15 protein-coding genes are annotated in these 16,683 nt (G+C 61.8%); 8 read left to right on the top strand and 7 right to left on the bottom strand.

Annotation, left to right across the window (positions count from 1 at the left end; all coding sequences use genetic code 11):
• Positions 1-21 precede the first annotated feature (21 nt).
• Positions 22-630 (top strand): TetR family transcriptional regulator C-terminal domain-containing protein, encoded by a 609-nt coding sequence (locus ACR0NY_RS01030; protein WP_093961802.1) that lies wholly within the window; start codon positions 22-24, stop codon positions 628-630.
• A 44-nt stretch (positions 631-674) separates the two neighbouring features.
• On the opposite strand, the gene preA is transcribed toward ACR0NY_RS01030, so the two are convergent.
• The 3 genes from preA to ACR0NY_RS01015 form a co-directional block, all read right to left on the bottom strand.
• Positions 675-1,979, bottom strand: coding sequence for an NAD-dependent dihydropyrimidine dehydrogenase subunit PreA (gene preA / locus ACR0NY_RS01025; protein WP_170368317.1), 1,305 nt, complete (start codon positions 1,977-1,979; stop codon positions 675-677).
• A 69-nt stretch (positions 1,980-2,048) separates the two neighbouring features.
• The gene (locus ACR0NY_RS01020; protein ID WP_170357545.1) at positions 2,049-3,383 is read right to left on the bottom strand and encodes an NAD(P)-dependent oxidoreductase; all 1,335 of its coding nucleotides are present in this window, start codon (positions 3,381-3,383) and stop codon (positions 2,049-2,051) included.
• Positions 3,384-3,543: 160 nt separating this feature from the next.
• Positions 3,544-4,176 (bottom strand): cupin domain-containing protein, encoded by a 633-nt coding sequence (locus ACR0NY_RS01015; RefSeq protein ID WP_170368316.1) that lies wholly within the window; start codon positions 4,174-4,176, stop codon positions 3,544-3,546.
• Positions 4,177-4,327: 151 nt separating this feature from the next.
• Between ACR0NY_RS01015 and ACR0NY_RS01010 the strand changes: the two genes are divergently transcribed.
• The 3 genes from ACR0NY_RS01010 to ACR0NY_RS01000 all read left to right on the top strand — a co-directional run bounded on the left by ACR0NY_RS01010 (position 4,328) and on the right by ACR0NY_RS01000 (position 7,399).
• On the top strand, positions 4,328-5,323 hold the full coding sequence (locus ACR0NY_RS01010) for a hypothetical protein (protein ID WP_170368315.1): 996 nt from the start codon (positions 4,328-4,330) through the stop codon (positions 5,321-5,323).
• A 72-nt stretch (positions 5,324-5,395) separates the two neighbouring features.
• On the top strand, positions 5,396-6,688 hold the full coding sequence (locus tag ACR0NY_RS01005; protein ID WP_170368314.1) for an O-acetylhomoserine aminocarboxypropyltransferase/cysteine synthase family protein: 1,293 nt from the start codon (positions 5,396-5,398) through the stop codon (positions 6,686-6,688).
• 6 nt (positions 6,689-6,694) lie between these two features.
• Complete coding sequence (locus ACR0NY_RS01000; RefSeq protein ID WP_170368313.1) at positions 6,695-7,399, top strand: GNAT family N-acetyltransferase; 705 nt, start codon at positions 6,695-6,697, stop codon at positions 7,397-7,399.
• 8 nt (positions 7,400-7,407) lie between these two features.
• On the opposite strand, the gene ACR0NY_RS00995 is transcribed toward ACR0NY_RS01000, so the two are convergent.
• Positions 7,408-8,103, bottom strand: coding sequence for an SIMPL domain-containing protein (locus ACR0NY_RS00995; protein WP_170368312.1), 696 nt, complete (start codon positions 8,101-8,103; stop codon positions 7,408-7,410).
• A gap of 164 nt (positions 8,104-8,267) precedes the next feature.
• Between ACR0NY_RS00995 and ACR0NY_RS00990 the strand changes: the two genes are divergently transcribed.
• A complete protein-coding gene (locus ACR0NY_RS00990; RefSeq protein ID WP_170339084.1) occupies positions 8,268-10,298 on the top strand; it encodes a hypothetical protein in 2,031 nt (676 codons plus the stop codon).
• A gap of 60 nt (positions 10,299-10,358) precedes the next feature.
• Here ACR0NY_RS00990 and hppD read toward each other — a convergent pair whose 3' ends face one another.
• Positions 10,359-11,456, bottom strand: a complete 1,098-nt coding sequence (gene hppD / locus ACR0NY_RS00985; protein ID WP_170368311.1) for a 4-hydroxyphenylpyruvate dioxygenase — start codon at positions 11,454-11,456, stop codon at positions 10,359-10,361.
• Between the two features lie 145 nt (positions 11,457-11,601).
• Here hppD and ACR0NY_RS00980 point away from each other — a divergent pair, with 145 nt between their 5' ends.
• On the top strand, positions 11,602-12,057 hold the full coding sequence (locus ACR0NY_RS00980; RefSeq protein WP_170368310.1) for an Lrp/AsnC family transcriptional regulator: 456 nt from the start codon (positions 11,602-11,604) through the stop codon (positions 12,055-12,057).
• 19 nt (positions 12,058-12,076) lie between these two features.
• A complete protein-coding gene (locus ACR0NY_RS00975) occupies positions 12,077-13,954 on the top strand; it encodes a cation:proton antiporter domain-containing protein (protein ID WP_170368309.1) in 1,878 nt (625 codons plus the stop codon).
• Between the two features lie 27 nt (positions 13,955-13,981).
• On the opposite strand, the gene cobT is transcribed toward ACR0NY_RS00975, so the two are convergent.
• Positions 13,982-14,995: a nicotinate-nucleotide--dimethylbenzimidazole phosphoribosyltransferase gene (gene cobT / locus ACR0NY_RS00970; RefSeq protein ID WP_170368308.1), complete on the bottom strand. Its 1,014-nt coding sequence runs from the start codon at positions 14,993-14,995 to the stop codon at positions 13,982-13,984.
• A 79-nt stretch (positions 14,996-15,074) separates the two neighbouring features.
• Here cobT and cobS point away from each other — a divergent pair, with 79 nt between their 5' ends.
• Complete coding sequence (cobS, locus tag ACR0NY_RS00965) at positions 15,075-15,839, top strand: adenosylcobinamide-GDP ribazoletransferase (protein ID WP_170368307.1); 765 nt, start codon at positions 15,075-15,077, stop codon at positions 15,837-15,839.
• Here cobS and ACR0NY_RS00960 read toward each other — a convergent pair.
• On the bottom strand, positions 15,836-16,597 hold the full coding sequence (locus tag ACR0NY_RS00960) for an ion channel (protein ID WP_170357534.1): 762 nt from the start codon (positions 16,595-16,597) through the stop codon (positions 15,836-15,838). The genes cobS and ACR0NY_RS00960 overlap by 4 nt on opposite strands.
• Between the last annotated feature and the right edge of the window lie 86 nt (positions 16,598-16,683).

The following is a 16,683-nucleotide window of genomic DNA, read 5'->3' as shown; positions in this document are numbered from 1 at the left end:
AAAAAGAGACGCCCTGCATACATGCCCAAAGACCGCGCCCCGACTCGAATTCAGAAAAAGAACCGCGCCGCGATTCTCGAGGCCGCGCTGAACGTGTTTTCGGCCCACGGCTTTCGCGGGGCGACCGTCGATCAGATCGCGGCCGAGGCCGGGCTGAGCAAGCCGAACCTTCTATATTATTTCCCGTCCAAAGAGGCGATCCATACCGCGCTTCTGTCCGGCCTGCTGGACACCTGGCTGGCGCCGTTGCACGACCTTGACGAAAACGGCGAGCCGATGGAGGAGATCCTCTCGTACATCAAGCGCAAGCTGCAGATGAGCCGCGAGTTGCCGCGCGAAAGCCGCTTGTTCGCGAATGAACTGGTGCAGGGCGCGCCCCGTATCCATGACGCCCTGTCGAACGATCTGAAGGCGCTGGTCGATCAGAAGGCGGCCGTTCTGACGCACTGGATGGACCAGGGCAAAATCGCACGCCTGCACCCGCATCACCTGATCTTTTCGATCTGGGCGCTGACCCAGCACTATGCGGATTTCGATGTTCAGGTGCGCGCGATCCTTGGCGACGAAGACCCGTTCGAAGGGGCCGCGCCCTTCATCGACACCCTGTACCGAAAACTGCTGACCCCATGAAAAAAGGGCCGCAGCGCGGCCCCTTTTGCGTGATCTGACGCCGGTCACTCGGCGGCCTTGGCCATCGGGTTGTTCGGGTGGGTCGTCCAGTTGGCATAGTCCGGCTGCACCACCTTGCCGGTGCGCGGATCGACCTCACCCGCCGCCATCGGCACCATCGAAATACAGCCCTCGACCGGACAGACATCCACGCACAGGTTGCAGGCCACGCATTCTTCGTCGATCACCTCGAACACGCGGTCGGACGACATGGAGATGGCTTGGTGGCTGGTGTCCTCGCAGGCCGCATAGCAGCGGCCGCACTTGATGCACTGATCCTGATCGATCTTGGCCTTGGCGACGTAATTCAGGTTCAGATACTGCCAGTCGGTCACGTTCGGGACGGCGCGCCCGACGATTTCGGAGACGTCGGAGTAGCCCTTCTCGTCCATCCACTGCGACAGGCCCGCCGTCAGTTCGTCGATGATCTTGAACCCATAGGTCATCGCCGCGGTGCATACCTGCACCGTACCGCAGCCCAGCGCCATGAACTCGGCCGCGTCGCGCCATGTGGTCACCCCGCCGATGCCCGAGATCGGCAGGCCTTGGGTCGCCTCGGCGCGGGCGATCTCGGAGACCATCGACAGGGCGATGGGCTTGACCGCCGGGCCGCAATAGCCGCCGTGGCTGCCCTTGCCGTCGATCGAGGGCTCTGGGCTGAACGTGTCCAGATTGACGCTGGTGATCGAGTTGATCGTGTTGATCAGCGACACCGCATCGGCCCCGCCATTCTTGGCCGCAGCCGCCGGCTTGCGAATGTCGGTGATGTTGGGCGTCAGCTTCACGATCACCGGGCGGTCATAGTATTTCTTGCACCAGCGGGTGACCATTTCGATGTATTCGGGCACCTGCCCCACGGCCGAGCCCATGCCGCGCTCGCTCATCCCGTGCGGGCAGCCGAAGTTCAGCTCGATCCCGTCGGCGCCGGTTTCAGCGACGCGCGGCAGGATGGCTTTCCAGGCCTCCTCCTCGCATGGCACCATGATCGAGGCGATCAGGGCGCGGTCCGGGTAATCCGCCTTGACGCGGGCCATCTCCTCGAGGTTCACCTCGAGCGGCCGGTCGGTGATCAGTTCGATGTTGTTGAGGCCCAGCAGACGCCGGTCGGCCCCGTAGATCGCCCCGTACCGGGGGCCATTCACGTTGACCACCGGCGGCCCTTCGGACCCCAGCGTTTTCCACACGACGCCACCCCATCCGGCCTCGAAGGCACGCCGGACGTTGTATTCCTTGTCGGTCGGCGGCGCCGAGGCCAGCCAATAGGGGTTGGGGCTTTCGATACCCAGAAAGTTCGTTTTCAAATCAGCCATTTATCCGGCCTCCCTGATGCGAAGATGCATCTTCGTCTTGTCACACATATTCACGCGCCGACGCCCTGCTCAGGCACTCAGGCTGGCGTGAATGTCCATCGCGGCATCGCGGCCCTCGGCCACGGCGGTCACGGTCAGATCCTCGCCGCCCGCGGCACAGTCTCCGCCGGCCCAGACCCCGGGAACCGAGGTGCGCCCGGTTGCGTCAACGGCGATCTTGTTGCCGTCGAGTTCCAACCCTTCCGGAGCACCATCCAAGGTCTGACCGATCGCCTTCAGAACCTGATCCGCAGGCAGTCGAATGGTTTCGCCCGTGCCGGTCAACGTGCCATCTACGGTGGCAGTATACTCCAATTCGATCTCGGCCGCCGCTCCGTTTCCGTGAATTGCCACCGGCTGAACGTTGCACAGAATTCGGACACCGTGGGATGCCGCCAGATCCTGTTCGTAGCGGCTGGCGCCCATTGCGTCTCGACCGCGGCGATAGGCGATGGTCACATGTTCGGCCCCCAGCAGCTTGGATTTCACCGCGGCATCCACGGCCGTCATTCCACCGCCGATAATCACCACGTTTCGGCCTACCGGCAGTTTTGCCAAATCGGATGCTTGCCGAACATCTGCGATGAAGTCGACAGCATTCCTGACGCCGTCCTTGTCCGACCCTTGCGCGCGCAAGGCGTTGACGCCTGCAAGGCCGATTGACAGGAAGACCGCGTCGTAGGCCTCCAACAATCCGTCCAACGAGATCGTGTCGCCCAGGACCGATCCGGTTTCGATCGCGATGCCGCCGATCTTTAGCAGCCAGTCCACCTCGGCCTGGGCAAAGTCATTGGTCGCCTTGTAGGCGGCGATCCCGTATTCGTTCAGCCCGCCGGGTTTGGGTTTCGCCTCATGGATAACCACGTCATGGCCCAACATCGCCAGCCGATGCGCACAGGCCAGCCCTGCCGGCCCTGCCCCAATCACGGCGACGGTCTTGCCGGTGGGGGCCGCGCGCGTGAACGGATGCACACCGGCCTGCATCAGCGTGTCGGTCGCATACCGCTGCAAGCGCCCGATCTCGACCGGCTTGCCCTCGGCCGTTTCGCGCACGCAGGCTTCCTCGCACAGCGTTTCGGTCGGACACACACGGGCGCACATACCGCCCAGGATGTTCTGATCGAGGATCGTTTTCGCCGCCGATTCCGGTTGCCCGGCCTGAATCTGCCGGATAAACAGCGGAATATCGATATCGGTCGGACAGGCCGTCACGCACGGCGCGTCATAGCAGAAATAACACCGATCGGCGGCCACAGCGGCCTCGTGCGGCGCCAGAGGCGGATGCAGATCGGTGAAATTCGAGGTCAGCTCATCGCTGGAAAGCCGCCCGGCGACGATGCCGGGTGCCATCTGGCCCTGTGCCATCACTCTACTCCCTGTAGATATGTTTGTTATTGAGACCAGCTTGCCACAAACAAAAATTTTATCAATTGGTAAAATTTGCCAAATGGTCAAAAAAGCGAAAACCGGGCCGAAAGACCCGGTTTTTTGGTGGCATTTGCCCTTTTTTCAGGCGAAACCGGCCTCAGACCATGCCGGACAGGTGGCCTGACTTTATCCAGACGCGGGCGCCATCTGGCCCTGCCCGCAATTCAGTGCGCGTTCCGGGCGGCAGCCGCAGCCAGTCCCATCGCGCGAATTCCTCGCCTTGTTCGGTGAAGCCGCCGTCGATCACGAAGACCTCGGCGCCTCCAGGTACGTCAATCGGCACGACCTGGCCGGGCGGCCAACTGCGCACTTCGACCGTTTCATGGTCGTCCTTGAACAGCGGCACGTGGTCCGCACCGTTGATCGAGCGGCGCACGGTGGTTCGGTCGTTCGGGTCGAATTGGTGCAGTTTGACAAGGATCGTCGCGCCCTGGCTGGCCGATGGCGTATGCGACGAGGTCGGCGGGTTGCGGACATAGCTCCCCACCGGGAAACCTCCGGTCTCGTCCTGAAACACGCCGTCCAGCACCAGGTATTCCTCGCCCCCGTCATGGGTGTGGGCGGCAAAGGCGCTGCCGGGGGCAAAGCGCACGATGGTGGTGGCGCGCGCCACCTCGTCGCCGATCCGGTCCAGCATCTTGCGCTCGACCCCTGCGGCGGGCGAGGCCACCCACTCGGTCTGGTCGAAGTGAACCGCCACCCGTTGGGTGAAATCCGCATTGATCCGCATGTCGCGCTCCTGTCTGGTCTTCTCCATCAACATGGGCGTGCCGGGCCGGATTTCAAACACGCGGCGTTAACGGTTTTGACGCAGGTTCAGCGATGCTGTAGGTCGAAACCAACGGCAAGGGGCGGGCAAGCGCCTCGAACGGAAGGCGCAGATGCAGGCAGACCGGCAGAAATTCAACATCCTGATCATCGGGCAGAACAACCGCCTGCAATACGAAGCCGTCCTGTTTGCCGCCTCGCTGCGCCATTCCGCGCCCGGATTCTCGGGCCGCCTGTTCGTGGGCGTTCCGCAACCCGGCCCGCGCTGGAACCAGGACCCGAGCATCCGCAACGAGGACGTTCTGAAGGCGCTGAAACAGCTCGATTCCGAGATCCTACCCTTTTCGTCCGAGTTGTTCGGCGAAAGCTATCCCTACGGCAACAAGATCGAGGCGCTGGCCGCCCTGCCCGAGGGTGAGCCGTTCGTGTTCTTCGACACCGACACGCTGATCACCGGCGACTTGGCCGCGGTGCCGTTCGATTTCGACCGGCCCGGCGCATCGCAGAAGGTCGAGGGCACCTGGCCCAAGCCAACCCTGTACGGGCCCGGGTTCGACGGCATCTGGCGGGCGCTCTATGACCGGTTCGGGCTGGATTTCCAAAGCTCGATCGACCCTTCCCAACCGGCGGAATACTGGCGGCGGTATCTGTATTTCAATGCGGGCTATTTCTTCTACAAATGCCCCCGGCAATTCGGCACGCGGTTTCTGGACTATGCGCGCACCATCCGGGATGACGAGATCCCCGCCCTGACCGGCCAGAACCTGGACCCGTGGCTGGACCAAGCGGCGCTGCCGCTGGTCATCCACGCGCTTGGCGGCGGGCGCGAAGTTCTGCCCGCGGGCCTGCTGGATGGCTCGGTCAGCTGCCACTATCGCCTGTTCCCGCTGCTTTACGCACGCGAAAGCGACCGGGTGGTCGAGGTGCTGGAAACTGTTGCCGCGCCCAATAAGGTCAAGAAGGTGCTCAAGAACTACGATCCGCTGAAACGGCTGGTGTATCAGGGCAAGGGCGCCAAGATCCGCGCCATGTTCGACCGGGACAACCTGCCCCAGCGCGAGCAGGCCATCCGCAAGGTCATCAAGAACAAGGGGCTGTGGCTGCGCTGACGCGGACATTGTGCCGGGCCCGGCAATCGCCTAGAGATTCTGCAACGCATATACCCAACAGGAGAGTGACGTATGTCCGACGGCCCCACCTATGGTTTTGATACGCTGCAAATTCACGCAGGCGCCCGCCCCGATCCGGCGACTGGCGCGCGCCAGACCCCGATCTATCAGACCACTGCGTATGTGTTCCGCGATGCCGATCACGCGGCCGCTTTGTTCAACCTGCAAGAGGTCGGCTATATCTATTCGCGCCTGACCAACCCCACGGTGGCAGTTCTGCAGGAACGGGTGGCGACGCTGGAAGGTGGCGTTGGCGCGGTGTGCTGCTCTTCGGGGCACGCGGCGCAGATCATGGCGCTGTTCCCGCTGATGGGGCCGGGCTGCAACGTGGTCGCCTCGACCCGGCTGTATGGCGGGACGGTCACGCAGTTCAGCCAGACCATCAAGCGCTTTGGCTGGACAGCCAAGTTCGTCGATACCGATGATCTGGATGCGGTGAAGGCCGCCATCGACGACGATACCCGCGCGGTGTTCTGCGAATCCATCGCCAATCCGGGCGGCTATGTCACCGATATCCGCGCACTGGCCGATGTGGCCGATGCCGCCGGTATTCCGCTGATCGTCGACAACACCTCGGCCACGCCCTATCTGTGCCGCCCGATCGAGCGTGGCGCCACGCTGGTCGTGCATTCGACCACCAAGTACCTGACCGGCAATGGCACGGTGACCGGCGGCTGCATCGTGGATTCGGGCAAGTTCGACTGGTCCGCCAACGACAAGTTTCCCTCGCTCAGCGCGCCGGAGCCTGCCTATCACGGCCTCAAGTTCCACGAAACCTTCGGCCCGCTGGCCTTCACCTTCCACGGTATCGCCGTGGGCCTGCGCGATCTGGGCATGACGATGAACCCGCAGGCGGCGCATTACACGCTGATGGGGATCGAGACGCTGAGCCTGCGCATGCAGCGCCATGTCGAAAACGCCGAGAAGATCGCCGCCTGGCTCGAGAAAGACGACCGCGTGGACTATGTGACCTATGCAGGCCTGCCCTCGTCGCCCTATCACGACCGGGTCAAGAAGCATTACCGCAAAGGCGCAGGGGCCCTGTTCACCTTTGCGGTCAAGGGCGGCTATGACGCCTGCGTCAAGCTGGTGAACGCGCTGGAAATCTTCAGCCACGTCGCCAACCTGGGCGATGCGCGGTCGCTGATCATCCATTCGGCCTCGACCACGCACCGGCAACTGACCCCCGAACAGCAAGAGGCCGCCGGCGCCGGGCCGAACGTAGTACGGGTCTCGATCGGGATCGAGGATGCCGAAGATCTGATCGCCGATCTCGATCAGGCGCTGTCCAAGGCCTGCGCCTAGTCCAAAATGCCGGGGCACAGGATCAACGCATTGGGCCAGCTGGTGGGCCTGCCGATTGCGGGGGAGTTCCCGCGCCCGGCCCCACCGCGCGCGCCCATGAAGGGGCGGTTTTGCCGCGTGGTGCCCTTGGATGTGAATGCGGATGCGCCCGGCCTGTTCCGGGCGTTTGCCGCCGATACCGACGGGCGCAACTGGACCTACCTGCCCTACGGCCCGTTCGAATCGCAAGCTGGTTTCGCCGCCTGGCTGGCCCAAACCTGCACAGGGGACGATCCGCTGTTCCACACGGTTCTGGACCAAGACGGACAGCCCGTCGGGATGGCGTCCTACCTGCGTATCGACCGCAATGCCGGCGCAATCGAGGTGGGACACATCCACTTTTCGCCGCTGATGCAGCGCACTCCGGTCGCGACCGAAACGATGTTTCTGATGATGCGCCGCGTGTTCGATGAGTTGGGCTATCGCCGCTACGAATGGAAATGCGATGCGCTGAATGCCCCGTCGCGCCGGGCCGCCGAACGGCTGGGTTTTGTCTTCGAAGGCGAATTTCGGCAAGCCACCCATTACAAGGGGCGCAACCGCGACACGGCGTGGTTTTCGATCGTCGACACGGACTGGCCACGCATCCGGCAGGCGTTCGAAACCTGGCTGTCACCCGAGAATTTCGATGCCGCAGGCCAACAACATAAACCGCTGATGGCCCGCAGCTAAAGCTGACATCACTCGGAAATGTCGAACTCCATCGACACGGTGACCGAAACCGAAACCTCGCCACCGGCGACCGGGACTCCGCCCGACTCGGCCATGGCCATCTCGCGCATCTGGGGCATTGGGCGAATGCCCCCGTCCTGTTCGTTGATCGACACGACTGAACCCAAGGTTACACCTGCGGCCTGAGCCAATTGTTCGGCCTTGGCCCCAGCATCGGCGACGGCTTGAGCGCGCGCCTTCGCTTCAAGTGGCTTTGGATCCTGAATCGTGAAGGTCAAACCACCAAAATCATTCGCGCCATCCTGAATGACCGCATCCATGATCTGCCCCAGATCATCCAGATTTCTGACCCGCACGAACACACGGTTCGACGCAACGAAGCCCGTGATTCTCGGTGCTTCGCCATCCGCGTTGCCCCGTCCGGACCAGACCGGGGACAGGGACAGATCGCGGGTCTGCAGGTCGCGCGATTCGATCCCCATCTCACTCAGGCGGCTCAGGACGGTGGCAACCGCGTCCGAGGTCGCCTGCATTGCTGCCGAAGCCTGCGCGTCTTGATTTGTCACCCCCACCGTGATGGTTGCCATATCCGGCGCGGCCTCGGCCGTGCCGGTTCCGTAAACCTGGATGCGACGTTCTTCCGCATGGGCGGCCACAGCAACTGTCGCCGCCAATACCGCCGCCAAAAAAGAAAATGTCTTCAATGTGATCTCTCCTGTTTTCTGAGATCAAAGATGGGTTGGCAAGCCTTCGCCGGACAAGGGGAGATTTTGCCTTTTCCTTTCCCTCGGCGGGTTCCTGCTTTAATCTCGGTGCGCGGACGCAAGGGCGTTTGCTTTGGTTCAGACAATTACGGCACCCTTGAATAATGAAACCCGCTTTTGCGCTGTCTCTTTCTGATAACGGGATCACTCTGCTGCACTATTCGGATAACGAATGGTTTGGCATCGGGACCGTATCACTAGACGCGCCGGACTTTTCCGAACAGCTGAACGAGCTTCGCGGTCGAGGTTTCGCCCTGGCGAATGACCTGAGCTGTACGGTCGTGATTCCTCCGGACCACGTGCGCTACCTCACGGTCACCAGCCCAGACGACTCCGACGTGACGCAGGTGGTCGAGGCGGAATTGGCTCAGGCCACGGGCTGCGAGATTGCCGAGTTGATGTATGACCTCCGTGCGAACGGGTCGGATCTTCTGGTAGCTGCCGTGGCGAAAGAGACGATAGAAGAGGCCCGAGCTTTTGCCAGTCGCTACGGTTTCGTGCCCGTTCGGTTCGCTGCAACACTTGGCCCCGATGCGCCCTGGACCGGCACCGGAGAGTTCGAGTTCGCCGAGCGCGCGACATGCGTCACACCGCCGCCCGAGCCCCAGGCCGAGGAGATAGCTGTTGTCCCGCCGGCCCAAGACGCAGAACCCGTGCCTCAGGCTTCGCAGGCATCGGACCCCGATCCGGCCCCCTCGCCTCAGGCGCATCCGATTGCTGAACCGGCTCAGCCGGACGTATTCGTTTCGCTCATTGAAGCGACTGAAACCGCCTCACAGAATCCTGCGGCATCAGATTCCGGCATACCGGTTCGCTACATTGGTGCCGCTGCGGCGGGCGCTGTCGTGCTGGCCGTTGTCGCATTGATCTGGTCGGGTTCAGACGAAACCGGCAGCCCGGTGGCGACTGCGCCGATCGTCGAAACGGCACCTGCGCCAGTTTCTATCGCCGCCCCGCCGCTGACCGAGACCGACGCTGAAGGACTTGCAGAAGTCGCTCCTGAGCCCGAGGGCACGCCCGACCCCGAGGCATTGGCCGACGAAGACCTGACGTTTGAAGCCAGCACACCCCTGGTCGAGCCGGAGACACCCACACCCCCCGAATTGACGCCGACGGATCAGGCAATTCTGGAAGCATTGAATGTTGCGCCCTCGCCCGTTGAGCACGTCGAACGCGATCCGGAAAGTGTCGAGGATTTCGAAGAAGCCTCTGGCCTGGCGATCACCGCGCCCGATCCGCTGCCGCTGCCAGATCCCGAGGTGCCCGAGGACGTATACCTGTCGTCCGTTGATCACGCGGCGCTGTCGCAGGATGCTGTGGCGCTTCCTGCCGAAGAGAGCTTTGATACCGACGAGCCGGTGGCTACGGTTGGTCTGCCCAATGCCGCGGGCAGCCGTTTCGAGCTGGATGACCGCGGCCTTGTCACTCCGACACCTGAGGGGACATTGAACCCCGACGGCATCCTTGTGTTCCTCGGCCGCCCGTCGTCGGTTCCCCCCCAGGTGCCGGTCAGGTTCGAAACCGACCCAACCGCCACAGACGACGACACACGGCTGGCCGGCCTTCGCCCACGCCTGCGCCCGGAAACGCTGGTAGAGAACTTTGAGCGTGGGCAGTTGGGCGGCCGGACGGTGGACGAGCTGGCGGTCATTCGCCCGAAATCCAGGCCGGCGTCTATCCAAGAACGCGCGGCGGTGGACCGCACGCCCACCGCATTGGCCGTGGTGCGCGTCCCTCGCCCCCGCGTTCGTCCGTCGACCGTGGCCGCTCTGGCGGCCCGAAAAGCAACAACCGGCTCGGCCACTCTGGGGTCGACAGCGGCAGTAGCAAAGGCGGATGACGATGAAGCGGGATCGTTCAAACCCACAACCGTCGCCCCCAAGATACCCAGCCGGGCCTCGGTGGCGCGCCAGGCCACGATTGACAATGCATTGAACCTGCGGCGTCTGAACCTGATCGGCGTTTACGGTACTCCCGCCAATCGGCGTGCCTTGGTCCGACTACCGAGCGGTCGTTACAAGAAGCTGAAGGTAGGAGATCGGATTGACGGCGGCAAAGTCGTCGCGATCGGCGACAGCGAGCTTCGTTATCAGAAAGGCGGCCGCAACGTCACGTTGAAGATGCCGCGCGGATAAAATTCGCCGCGTTTCGGAAAATGGAACCCGGCAGGCCGGGCTCCAAATTCTGGGTCTTCATCAGGCGGCAGAAATCTCTCCGGATTCAATTTGCTCACGCTCGATCGACTCGAACAGAGCCTTGAAATTGCCCTCGCCAAAGCCGTCATCACCCTTGCGCTGGATGAACTCGAAGAAAATCGGACCTATCACGGTTTTCGAGAAGATCTGCAGCAGGATCTTGGTCTCGCCGCCGTCCACCACGCCTTCACCGTCGATCAGGATGCCGTGCTTTTTCATGCGGTCCACCGGCTCGTCATGGCCCTTCACACGGTCGAAGGACATATCATAATAGGCATCGTTGGGACCGGGCATGAACTTCAGACCGCGTTCGGCGATTGCATCGGTCGAGTCATAGATGTTCTCGCTGCCGACGGCGATGTGCTGGATGCCTTCGCCTTTGTACTTCTTCAGGTAGGATACGATTTGACCGGTCTCACCTCGGTCTTCGTTGATCGGAATCCGGATACGGCCGCAGGGCGAAGTCAATGCACGGCTGAGCAAGCCGGTATATTTGCCCTGGATGTCAAAGAAGCGGATTTCGCGGAAGTTGAACAGATCGCCGTAGAACTTGAACCACTTGTCCATGTTGCCCTTGAAGACATTGTGTGTCAGGTGATCGAGGTAGTAGAAGCCGACGCCGCGCGGCTTGGACTGCTTCAGCCACTCGAATTCCTGATTGTAGGGCGAGGTTTCGTAATACTGGTCGATGAAATAGATCAGCGACCCGCCGATGCCCTTGATCGCGGGCACGTTCATGGTCTTGTCGGCCGCATCATAGGGTTCGGCCCCCTTCGACACCGCATGGTCATAGGCCTTTTGCGCATCCACGACACGCCAGCCCATCGACGGGGCACAGGGCCCGTGTTCTTCCACGAATTTCGCGGCAAAGCTGTCGGGGTCCGCGTTCAGGATGTAGGTCACATCGCCCTGCTGCCACAGCTCGATTAGCGGTTTGCTCTTGTGATGAGCGAGCTTTTCGAAACCCATCTTGGCGAACAGGTCGCGCAGTTCCTGCGGTTCGGGATGCGCGAATTCGACAAATTCAAACCCATCGGTGCCGGCGGGGTTCTCGGCGCTGATCACGGATTTCGGGGCGTTGTGCGGGAAAGGGCCCATGGCTTGTCCTCTTGAAACAGGAAATTCTTTGCTGATTCAAGAATACGCCTTTTTCAGCGCTGTTTTTGCGCATTCTTTTCATGTAAACTACACAAGTCTGCGAAATTTCCGCACCAGAACCCGAAAAACGTGAGAATCTCCGCACATGCTGGACGCAACCGATACTCGCCTTCTGGCCGCGCTGCAAAAAGACGCGCACCTGACCGCGCATCAGTTGGGCGAGATGCTGAACCTGTCACCCAGTCAGGCCGGGCGCCGCCGTCAGCGGCTGGAGGCCGAGGGCTATATCACCGGCTACGCGGCGCGGCTTGACCCGCGCAAACTTGGGCTGCAGGTTCAGGGATTCGTTCAGGTTCACCTCGGCACCCACGGCCCCGAACAATCATCCAGTTTTGCGCGCATGGTGGAAACCCGCCCGGAAATCACCAGCGCCTGGACGATGACTGGCGAGGCAGACTATCTGCTCCATGTCTATTGCGAGGATCTTTCCGCGCTCAACACCTTGCTTCACGAGGTGATACTGCCCCATCCTGCGGTGGCACGGGTGCAAAGCCAGGTCGTGATGGACCAGCTGAAACGCGACGCTCCGCTGCCGACCTGACGGCAAGGAAAGGAAGAAGATGAACGAGTTCCTGTACCAGGCTTCGATCTATCTGGCAGCCGCCGTGATCGCCGTCCCCCTGTCGGCGCGACTTGGGCTAGGGTCTGTCCTCGGATATCTTGCCGCCGGCATCGCCATCGGTCCGATCCTTGGGCTCGTGGGCGCGGAAACCAAAGACTTGCAGCATGTCGCGGAATTTGGCGTCGTCATGATGCTGTTCCTGATCGGGCTCGAGCTGGAAGCCCGCGCACTTTGGGATATGCGGCACCGGTTGTTGGGGCTTGGTGGACTGCAGATCTCGCTCTCTACGGTCGTGATTGCAGCAGTTACCTTCTACACGGGTCAACCATGGTCAGTTGCCTTGGCCGTGGGGCTGACACTGTCCCTGTCATCAACCGCCATCGTGCTGCAGACGCTGTCGGAAAAGGGCTTGATGCGCACAAACGGCGGGCGATCCACGTTCTCGGTCCTTCTGACTCAGGATATCGCCGTGATTCCGATCCTGGCGTTTCTGCCACTGCTGGCCATGCCGGCCAGCATCTTCATCGAGGATGACGGATCAATCACGCGCGGCGGCGACGGGCACGGCGACGCGCACCATACGTTGTCATTGGTCGATGGCCTGCCCGGATGGGCGGTGACGCTGGTGACATTGGGTGCGATCGCATTCGTGATCGTGGTAGGCGTCTACCTGACCCGTCCCTTGTTCCGGTTCATCCACACCACCCGCCTGCGCGAGATGTACACGGCGTTGGCCCTGATGATCGTAGTAGGGATCTCGTTCCTGATGACGCTGGTGGGCCTGTCCCCGGCGTTGGGCGCCTTCCTCGCTGGCGTCGTCCTGGCCAGTTCCGAGTTCCGGCACGAGATGGAAAGCGACCTTGAGCCGTTCAAGGGATTGCTGCTGGGCCTGTTCTTCATCACGGTCGGGGCCGGGATCGACGTCGGGTACTTTTTCAACGACCCGTTCGACCTGATCGGACTGGCCCTGCTGGTGATCCTGGTCAAGGGCCTGATCCTGTATGCCGTTGGTCGTGCATTCAAGTTGCGCGGCCGCGACCATTGGCTGTTCACGCTGGGTTTGGCTCAGGCGGGTGAGTTCGGCTTCGTGCTGCTGGCCTTTTCGACCAAGCAGAATGTCATTCCCCCGGCCCTGTCGCAGAAGCTGTTGATGATCATTGCCCTGACCATGCTGATCACACCGCTTCTGTTCATCATCTATGACTACCTTTCGCGCCACATCCGCGACAACTCACCCGAGGTTGAACCCGAGGAAATAGACGAAAAAGGTCCCGTCATCATTGCGGGAATTGGGCGGTTCGGACAGATCGTCAACCGGCTCGTGCGCGCCAGCGGGTTCAAGACGGTGGTGTTGGACCACAATATCGAAACGATCCAACTGATGCGTCGGTTCGGCGTCAAAGGCTTCTTGGGGGATCCGACGCGTCCCGAATTGCTGCGGGCTGCGGGCCTTGAAAAGGCTTCCGTTTTGGTGGCCGCGATGGACAACCGCAAGGAAGTGACCCGATTGGTCGGCTACGCCCGCCGGCAGCGCCCCGACCTTCACATCGTCGCCCGCGCGCATGACCGGACCCATGTGTACGAGCTGTATCAGGCCGGCGCTGATGACATCGTGCGTGAGCTGTTCGACAGCTCTCTGCGGGCCGGGCGTTATGTGCTGGAGAACATTGGTTTGAGCGAATACGAGGCCGCGCAAGCACAGCAGACCTTCTATCACCACGATCGGCAGGCAATTCGCGAATTGGCTGAACTCTGGGTTCCCGGCATGCCGACGGCCGAGAACAAAAAGTACATCGAACGCGCGCGCGAGTTGGAGAAGGACCTCGAGACCGCCCTGCTGGAACTGGCCGAAAAGAACGAAAAGAAGTCAGCCTGACCCGGGGATATCCCGGGTCAGCCGAGCTCAACCGTCCGACACACCGGCTTCGGCAAAGGTGGCCATACCCGAATGGCAAGCGACGGCGCTTTTCAGGATATTGATGGCCAGCGCGGCCCCCGACCCTTCGCCCAGCCGCAGCCCGAGGCTCAGCAAGGGCGCTTTGTCCAGCTTGGTCAGCATTGCCGCGTGCGCACCTTCCGCACTCTGGTGGCCAGCAACGGCATGGTCCAGCGCTCCCGGCGCCAGACGATCGAGGCAAGCCGCAGCCGAGGTGCAGATGAACCCATCCAGAATGACCGGGATGCGCAGAATTCGGGCGGCTGCAATGGCCCCTGCCATGGCCGCGATCTCGCGCCCTCCCAAACACCGCAGGATCTCAAGCCCGTCGTCAGATGCTCCGTGCAGAGCAACACCTTCGGCAACGACGCGCGTCTTGTTGGCAAGGCCCGCATCGTCCACACCGGTTCCACGCCCGGTCCAATCAGCGGCTTCTCCGCCGAATAACGCGCAGGCGATGGCCGCTGCAGGGGTGGTGTTGCCAATACCCATTTCGCCAACGACAAGAAGGTCTGCGGTGGGGTCAACGGCGTTCCAGCCGGTCTGCAGAGCGGTCAGAAGCTCGTCCTCGGACATTGCCGGGGCCTTTGTGAAGTCGGCCGTCGGCCGATCCAGGTCCAGCGCGTGTACCGTCATCTTGGCCCCAGCCGCTTTGGCCAATTGGTTGATGGCCGCGCCTCCGTGCTCGAAGTTCATGACCATCTGAAACGTAACTTCGGGCGGAAAGGCCGAAACACCCTGCGCCGTCACGCCGTGATTGCCGGCAAATACAATCACCTGAGGTGCCTCAATCTGCGGTCGGGCATCCCCGCGCCAACCGGCATACCAGATCGCCAGATCTTCGAGCCGGCCCAACGCACCCGGCGGCTTGGTCAGCTGTCCGTTGCGGTCGGCAGCCCCTTGCTTTGCAGCCTCATCCGGGCCCGGGACATTGCGCAAGGCGTCGCGGAAGGTATTCAGATCATTGAGTTCAGGCAGCATTCAAAGCCTCGTTGCATCGGAGTGGTCCTGCGTGTTTAACCGAAGCAGGCAAAGCAACAACCCCTCGAAAGGCGCGCAAGTGCACAAAAACGACACTCGAACCTTTTCGCCATGGGACGTGCCGCTGGTTCTGGTTCTTCTGACGCGGCTGCCTTTGCCCGTGCTGCCCAAATGGCTCTTCGAGCGGCAGTCCAAAGCCGCTTGGGCCTATCCTGCGGCCGGGCTGGTCGTTGGCGGCTTGGGCTGCGTCGTAGGCTGGTCTGCGATGGCCGTGGGCCTTTCCGGGACAGTCGGCGCTATCCTTGCTGTCGCCGTTCTGATCGCTGCGACCGGAGCCATGCACGAGGACGGGCTGGCCGACACCGCGGATGGGCTGTGGGGCGGATATACACCCGAACGCAGACTCGAGATCATGAAGGACAGCCATATCGGCACCTATGGGGTGTTGGCCTTGTTGGTCATTCAACTGCTCAGGATCTCGGCGGTCGCAACACTACTGGCGGCAGGAAGTCCGGCCGGAATTCTAGCGGCGGCTGTGTTTTCCCGTGCCCTAATGCCACCAATGATGGCGGGCCTGCCGAACGCCCGCGGCAGCGGGCTGAGCCATAGCGTCGGCGCCCCTCCGACTTTGTCGGTTGCAGCCGGTCTTGGGCTGGCTTTCGTTTTCTCTCTGGCCCTTCTGGGCTGGACCGCCCTTCTGCCCGTCGCCTGTGCGGCAGCCGCAACCGTGGTTCTGGCAATCATAGCCAAAACCAAGATTGGCGGTCAGACCGGTGATATCCTGGGGGCTTCTCAACAGCTGTCCGAGGTTGCTTTCCTGCTGGCCGTTGCAGCCCTGCTCTAGCCGACACCGCCGGTTTTGATCCGCAGTGTCTCACCGCAATGTTTGCAGTGTACGGCATCCGGGTCGTGCCGAAACAGGCCGCAGTTGGGACATTTGTGGCGTACTTTCTGTGGCATGAAAATGGCCTGAGCCAGCCGCACGAAAAGCGCCACACCGACCACCATTATGAACACGGAAAACAGCTTGCCGCCCGGAGAGTTCAGTGTGATGTCGCCGAAACCTGTCGTAGTCAGAGTCGCCATCGTGAAGTACAGCGCATCGATATACGGGGTCTGGCTGTCCTCGGGGATATAGAAAACCAGTACGGCGGTGGATGTTGCGAAAATGAACACCAACAGGTTCACGGCCGCGATGACCGCATCCTCGTGGGTTCGGAAAAACTCACTGTCGCGACGCAAATCATGCAACAGGTGATAGGAATGGATCAGTCTCAGCGCGCGCAGAATCCGCAGGAACGCAAGGCTGCCGGTCAGGAAAGGGTCAAGGATCAGCGAGGCGATCACGACCAGATCCGCAAGCGTGTAGATTTTGAACAGCAGCTTCTTGCGGTCTTTCGCAATCCACATCCGAGCCGAGAAGTCCAGGAGTATGATCAGCCCCACCGCCCAGCTGACTGCAATCAATCCTGGGCCGTGCGGAATGTTCGCTGTCGCCACGAAAAACACGATCGAGGCAAGGTCGAACAGGATCAGACAGTACCGGAACCAGACCGAAACCGCCCCTCTGCCGATATAGAGTGCCTTGACCGTCTGCTTCATGACTGACCCGTACACGGTTCCAATGACTGGGAAATTAGCTGGAAAGGCGGCGCGAACCAAGCGATCGGGCATGAAAAAGGCCGCTC

The sequence above is a fragment of the Ruegeria sp. BJ5 genome, from assembly GCF_056537865.1.
This window is presented reverse-complemented; position numbering and strand designations above follow the sequence as displayed.

Bases quoted from the DNA above. Each gene is read 5' to 3' on its own strand.
- ACR0NY_RS01005 (WP_170368314.1), top strand. From the start codon at position 5,396: ATGTCCGACGGCCCCACCTATGGTTTTGATACGCTGCAAATTCACGCA.
- ACR0NY_RS01000 (WP_170368313.1), top strand. From the start codon at position 6,695: ATGCCGGGGCACAGGATCAACGCATTGGGCCAGCTGGTGGGCCTGCCG.
- hppD (WP_170368311.1), bottom strand. From the start codon at position 11,456: ATGGGCCCTTTCCCGCACAACGCCCCGAAATCCGTGATCAGCGCCGAG.
- ACR0NY_RS00980 (WP_170368310.1), top strand. From the start codon at position 11,602: ATGCTGGACGCAACCGATACTCGCCTTCTGGCCGCGCTGCAAAAAGAC.
- ACR0NY_RS00960 (WP_170357534.1), bottom strand. From the start codon at position 16,597: ATGAAGCAGACGGTCAAGGCACTCTATATCGGCAGAGGGGCGGTTTCG.
- ACR0NY_RS01030 (WP_093961802.1), top strand. From the start codon at position 22: ATGCCCAAAGACCGCGCCCCGACTCGAATTCAGAAAAAGAACCGCGCC.
- ACR0NY_RS01015 (WP_170368316.1), bottom strand. From the start codon at position 4,176: ATGCGGATCAATGCGGATTTCACCCAACGGGTGGCGGTTCACTTCGAC.
- cobT (WP_170368308.1), bottom strand. From the start codon at position 14,995: ATGCTGCCTGAACTCAATGATCTGAATACCTTCCGCGACGCCTTGCGC.
- ACR0NY_RS01020 (WP_170357545.1), bottom strand. From the start codon at position 3,383: ATGGCACAGGGCCAGATGGCACCCGGCATCGTCGCCGGGCGGCTTTCC.
- ACR0NY_RS00975 (WP_170368309.1), top strand. From the start codon at position 12,077: ATGAACGAGTTCCTGTACCAGGCTTCGATCTATCTGGCAGCCGCCGTG.
- ACR0NY_RS01010 (WP_170368315.1), top strand. From the start codon at position 4,328: ATGCAGGCAGACCGGCAGAAATTCAACATCCTGATCATCGGGCAGAAC.
- ACR0NY_RS00990 (WP_170339084.1), top strand. From the start codon at position 8,268: ATGAAACCCGCTTTTGCGCTGTCTCTTTCTGATAACGGGATCACTCTG.
- preA (WP_170368317.1), bottom strand. From the start codon at position 1,979: ATGGCTGATTTGAAAACGAACTTTCTGGGTATCGAAAGCCCCAACCCC.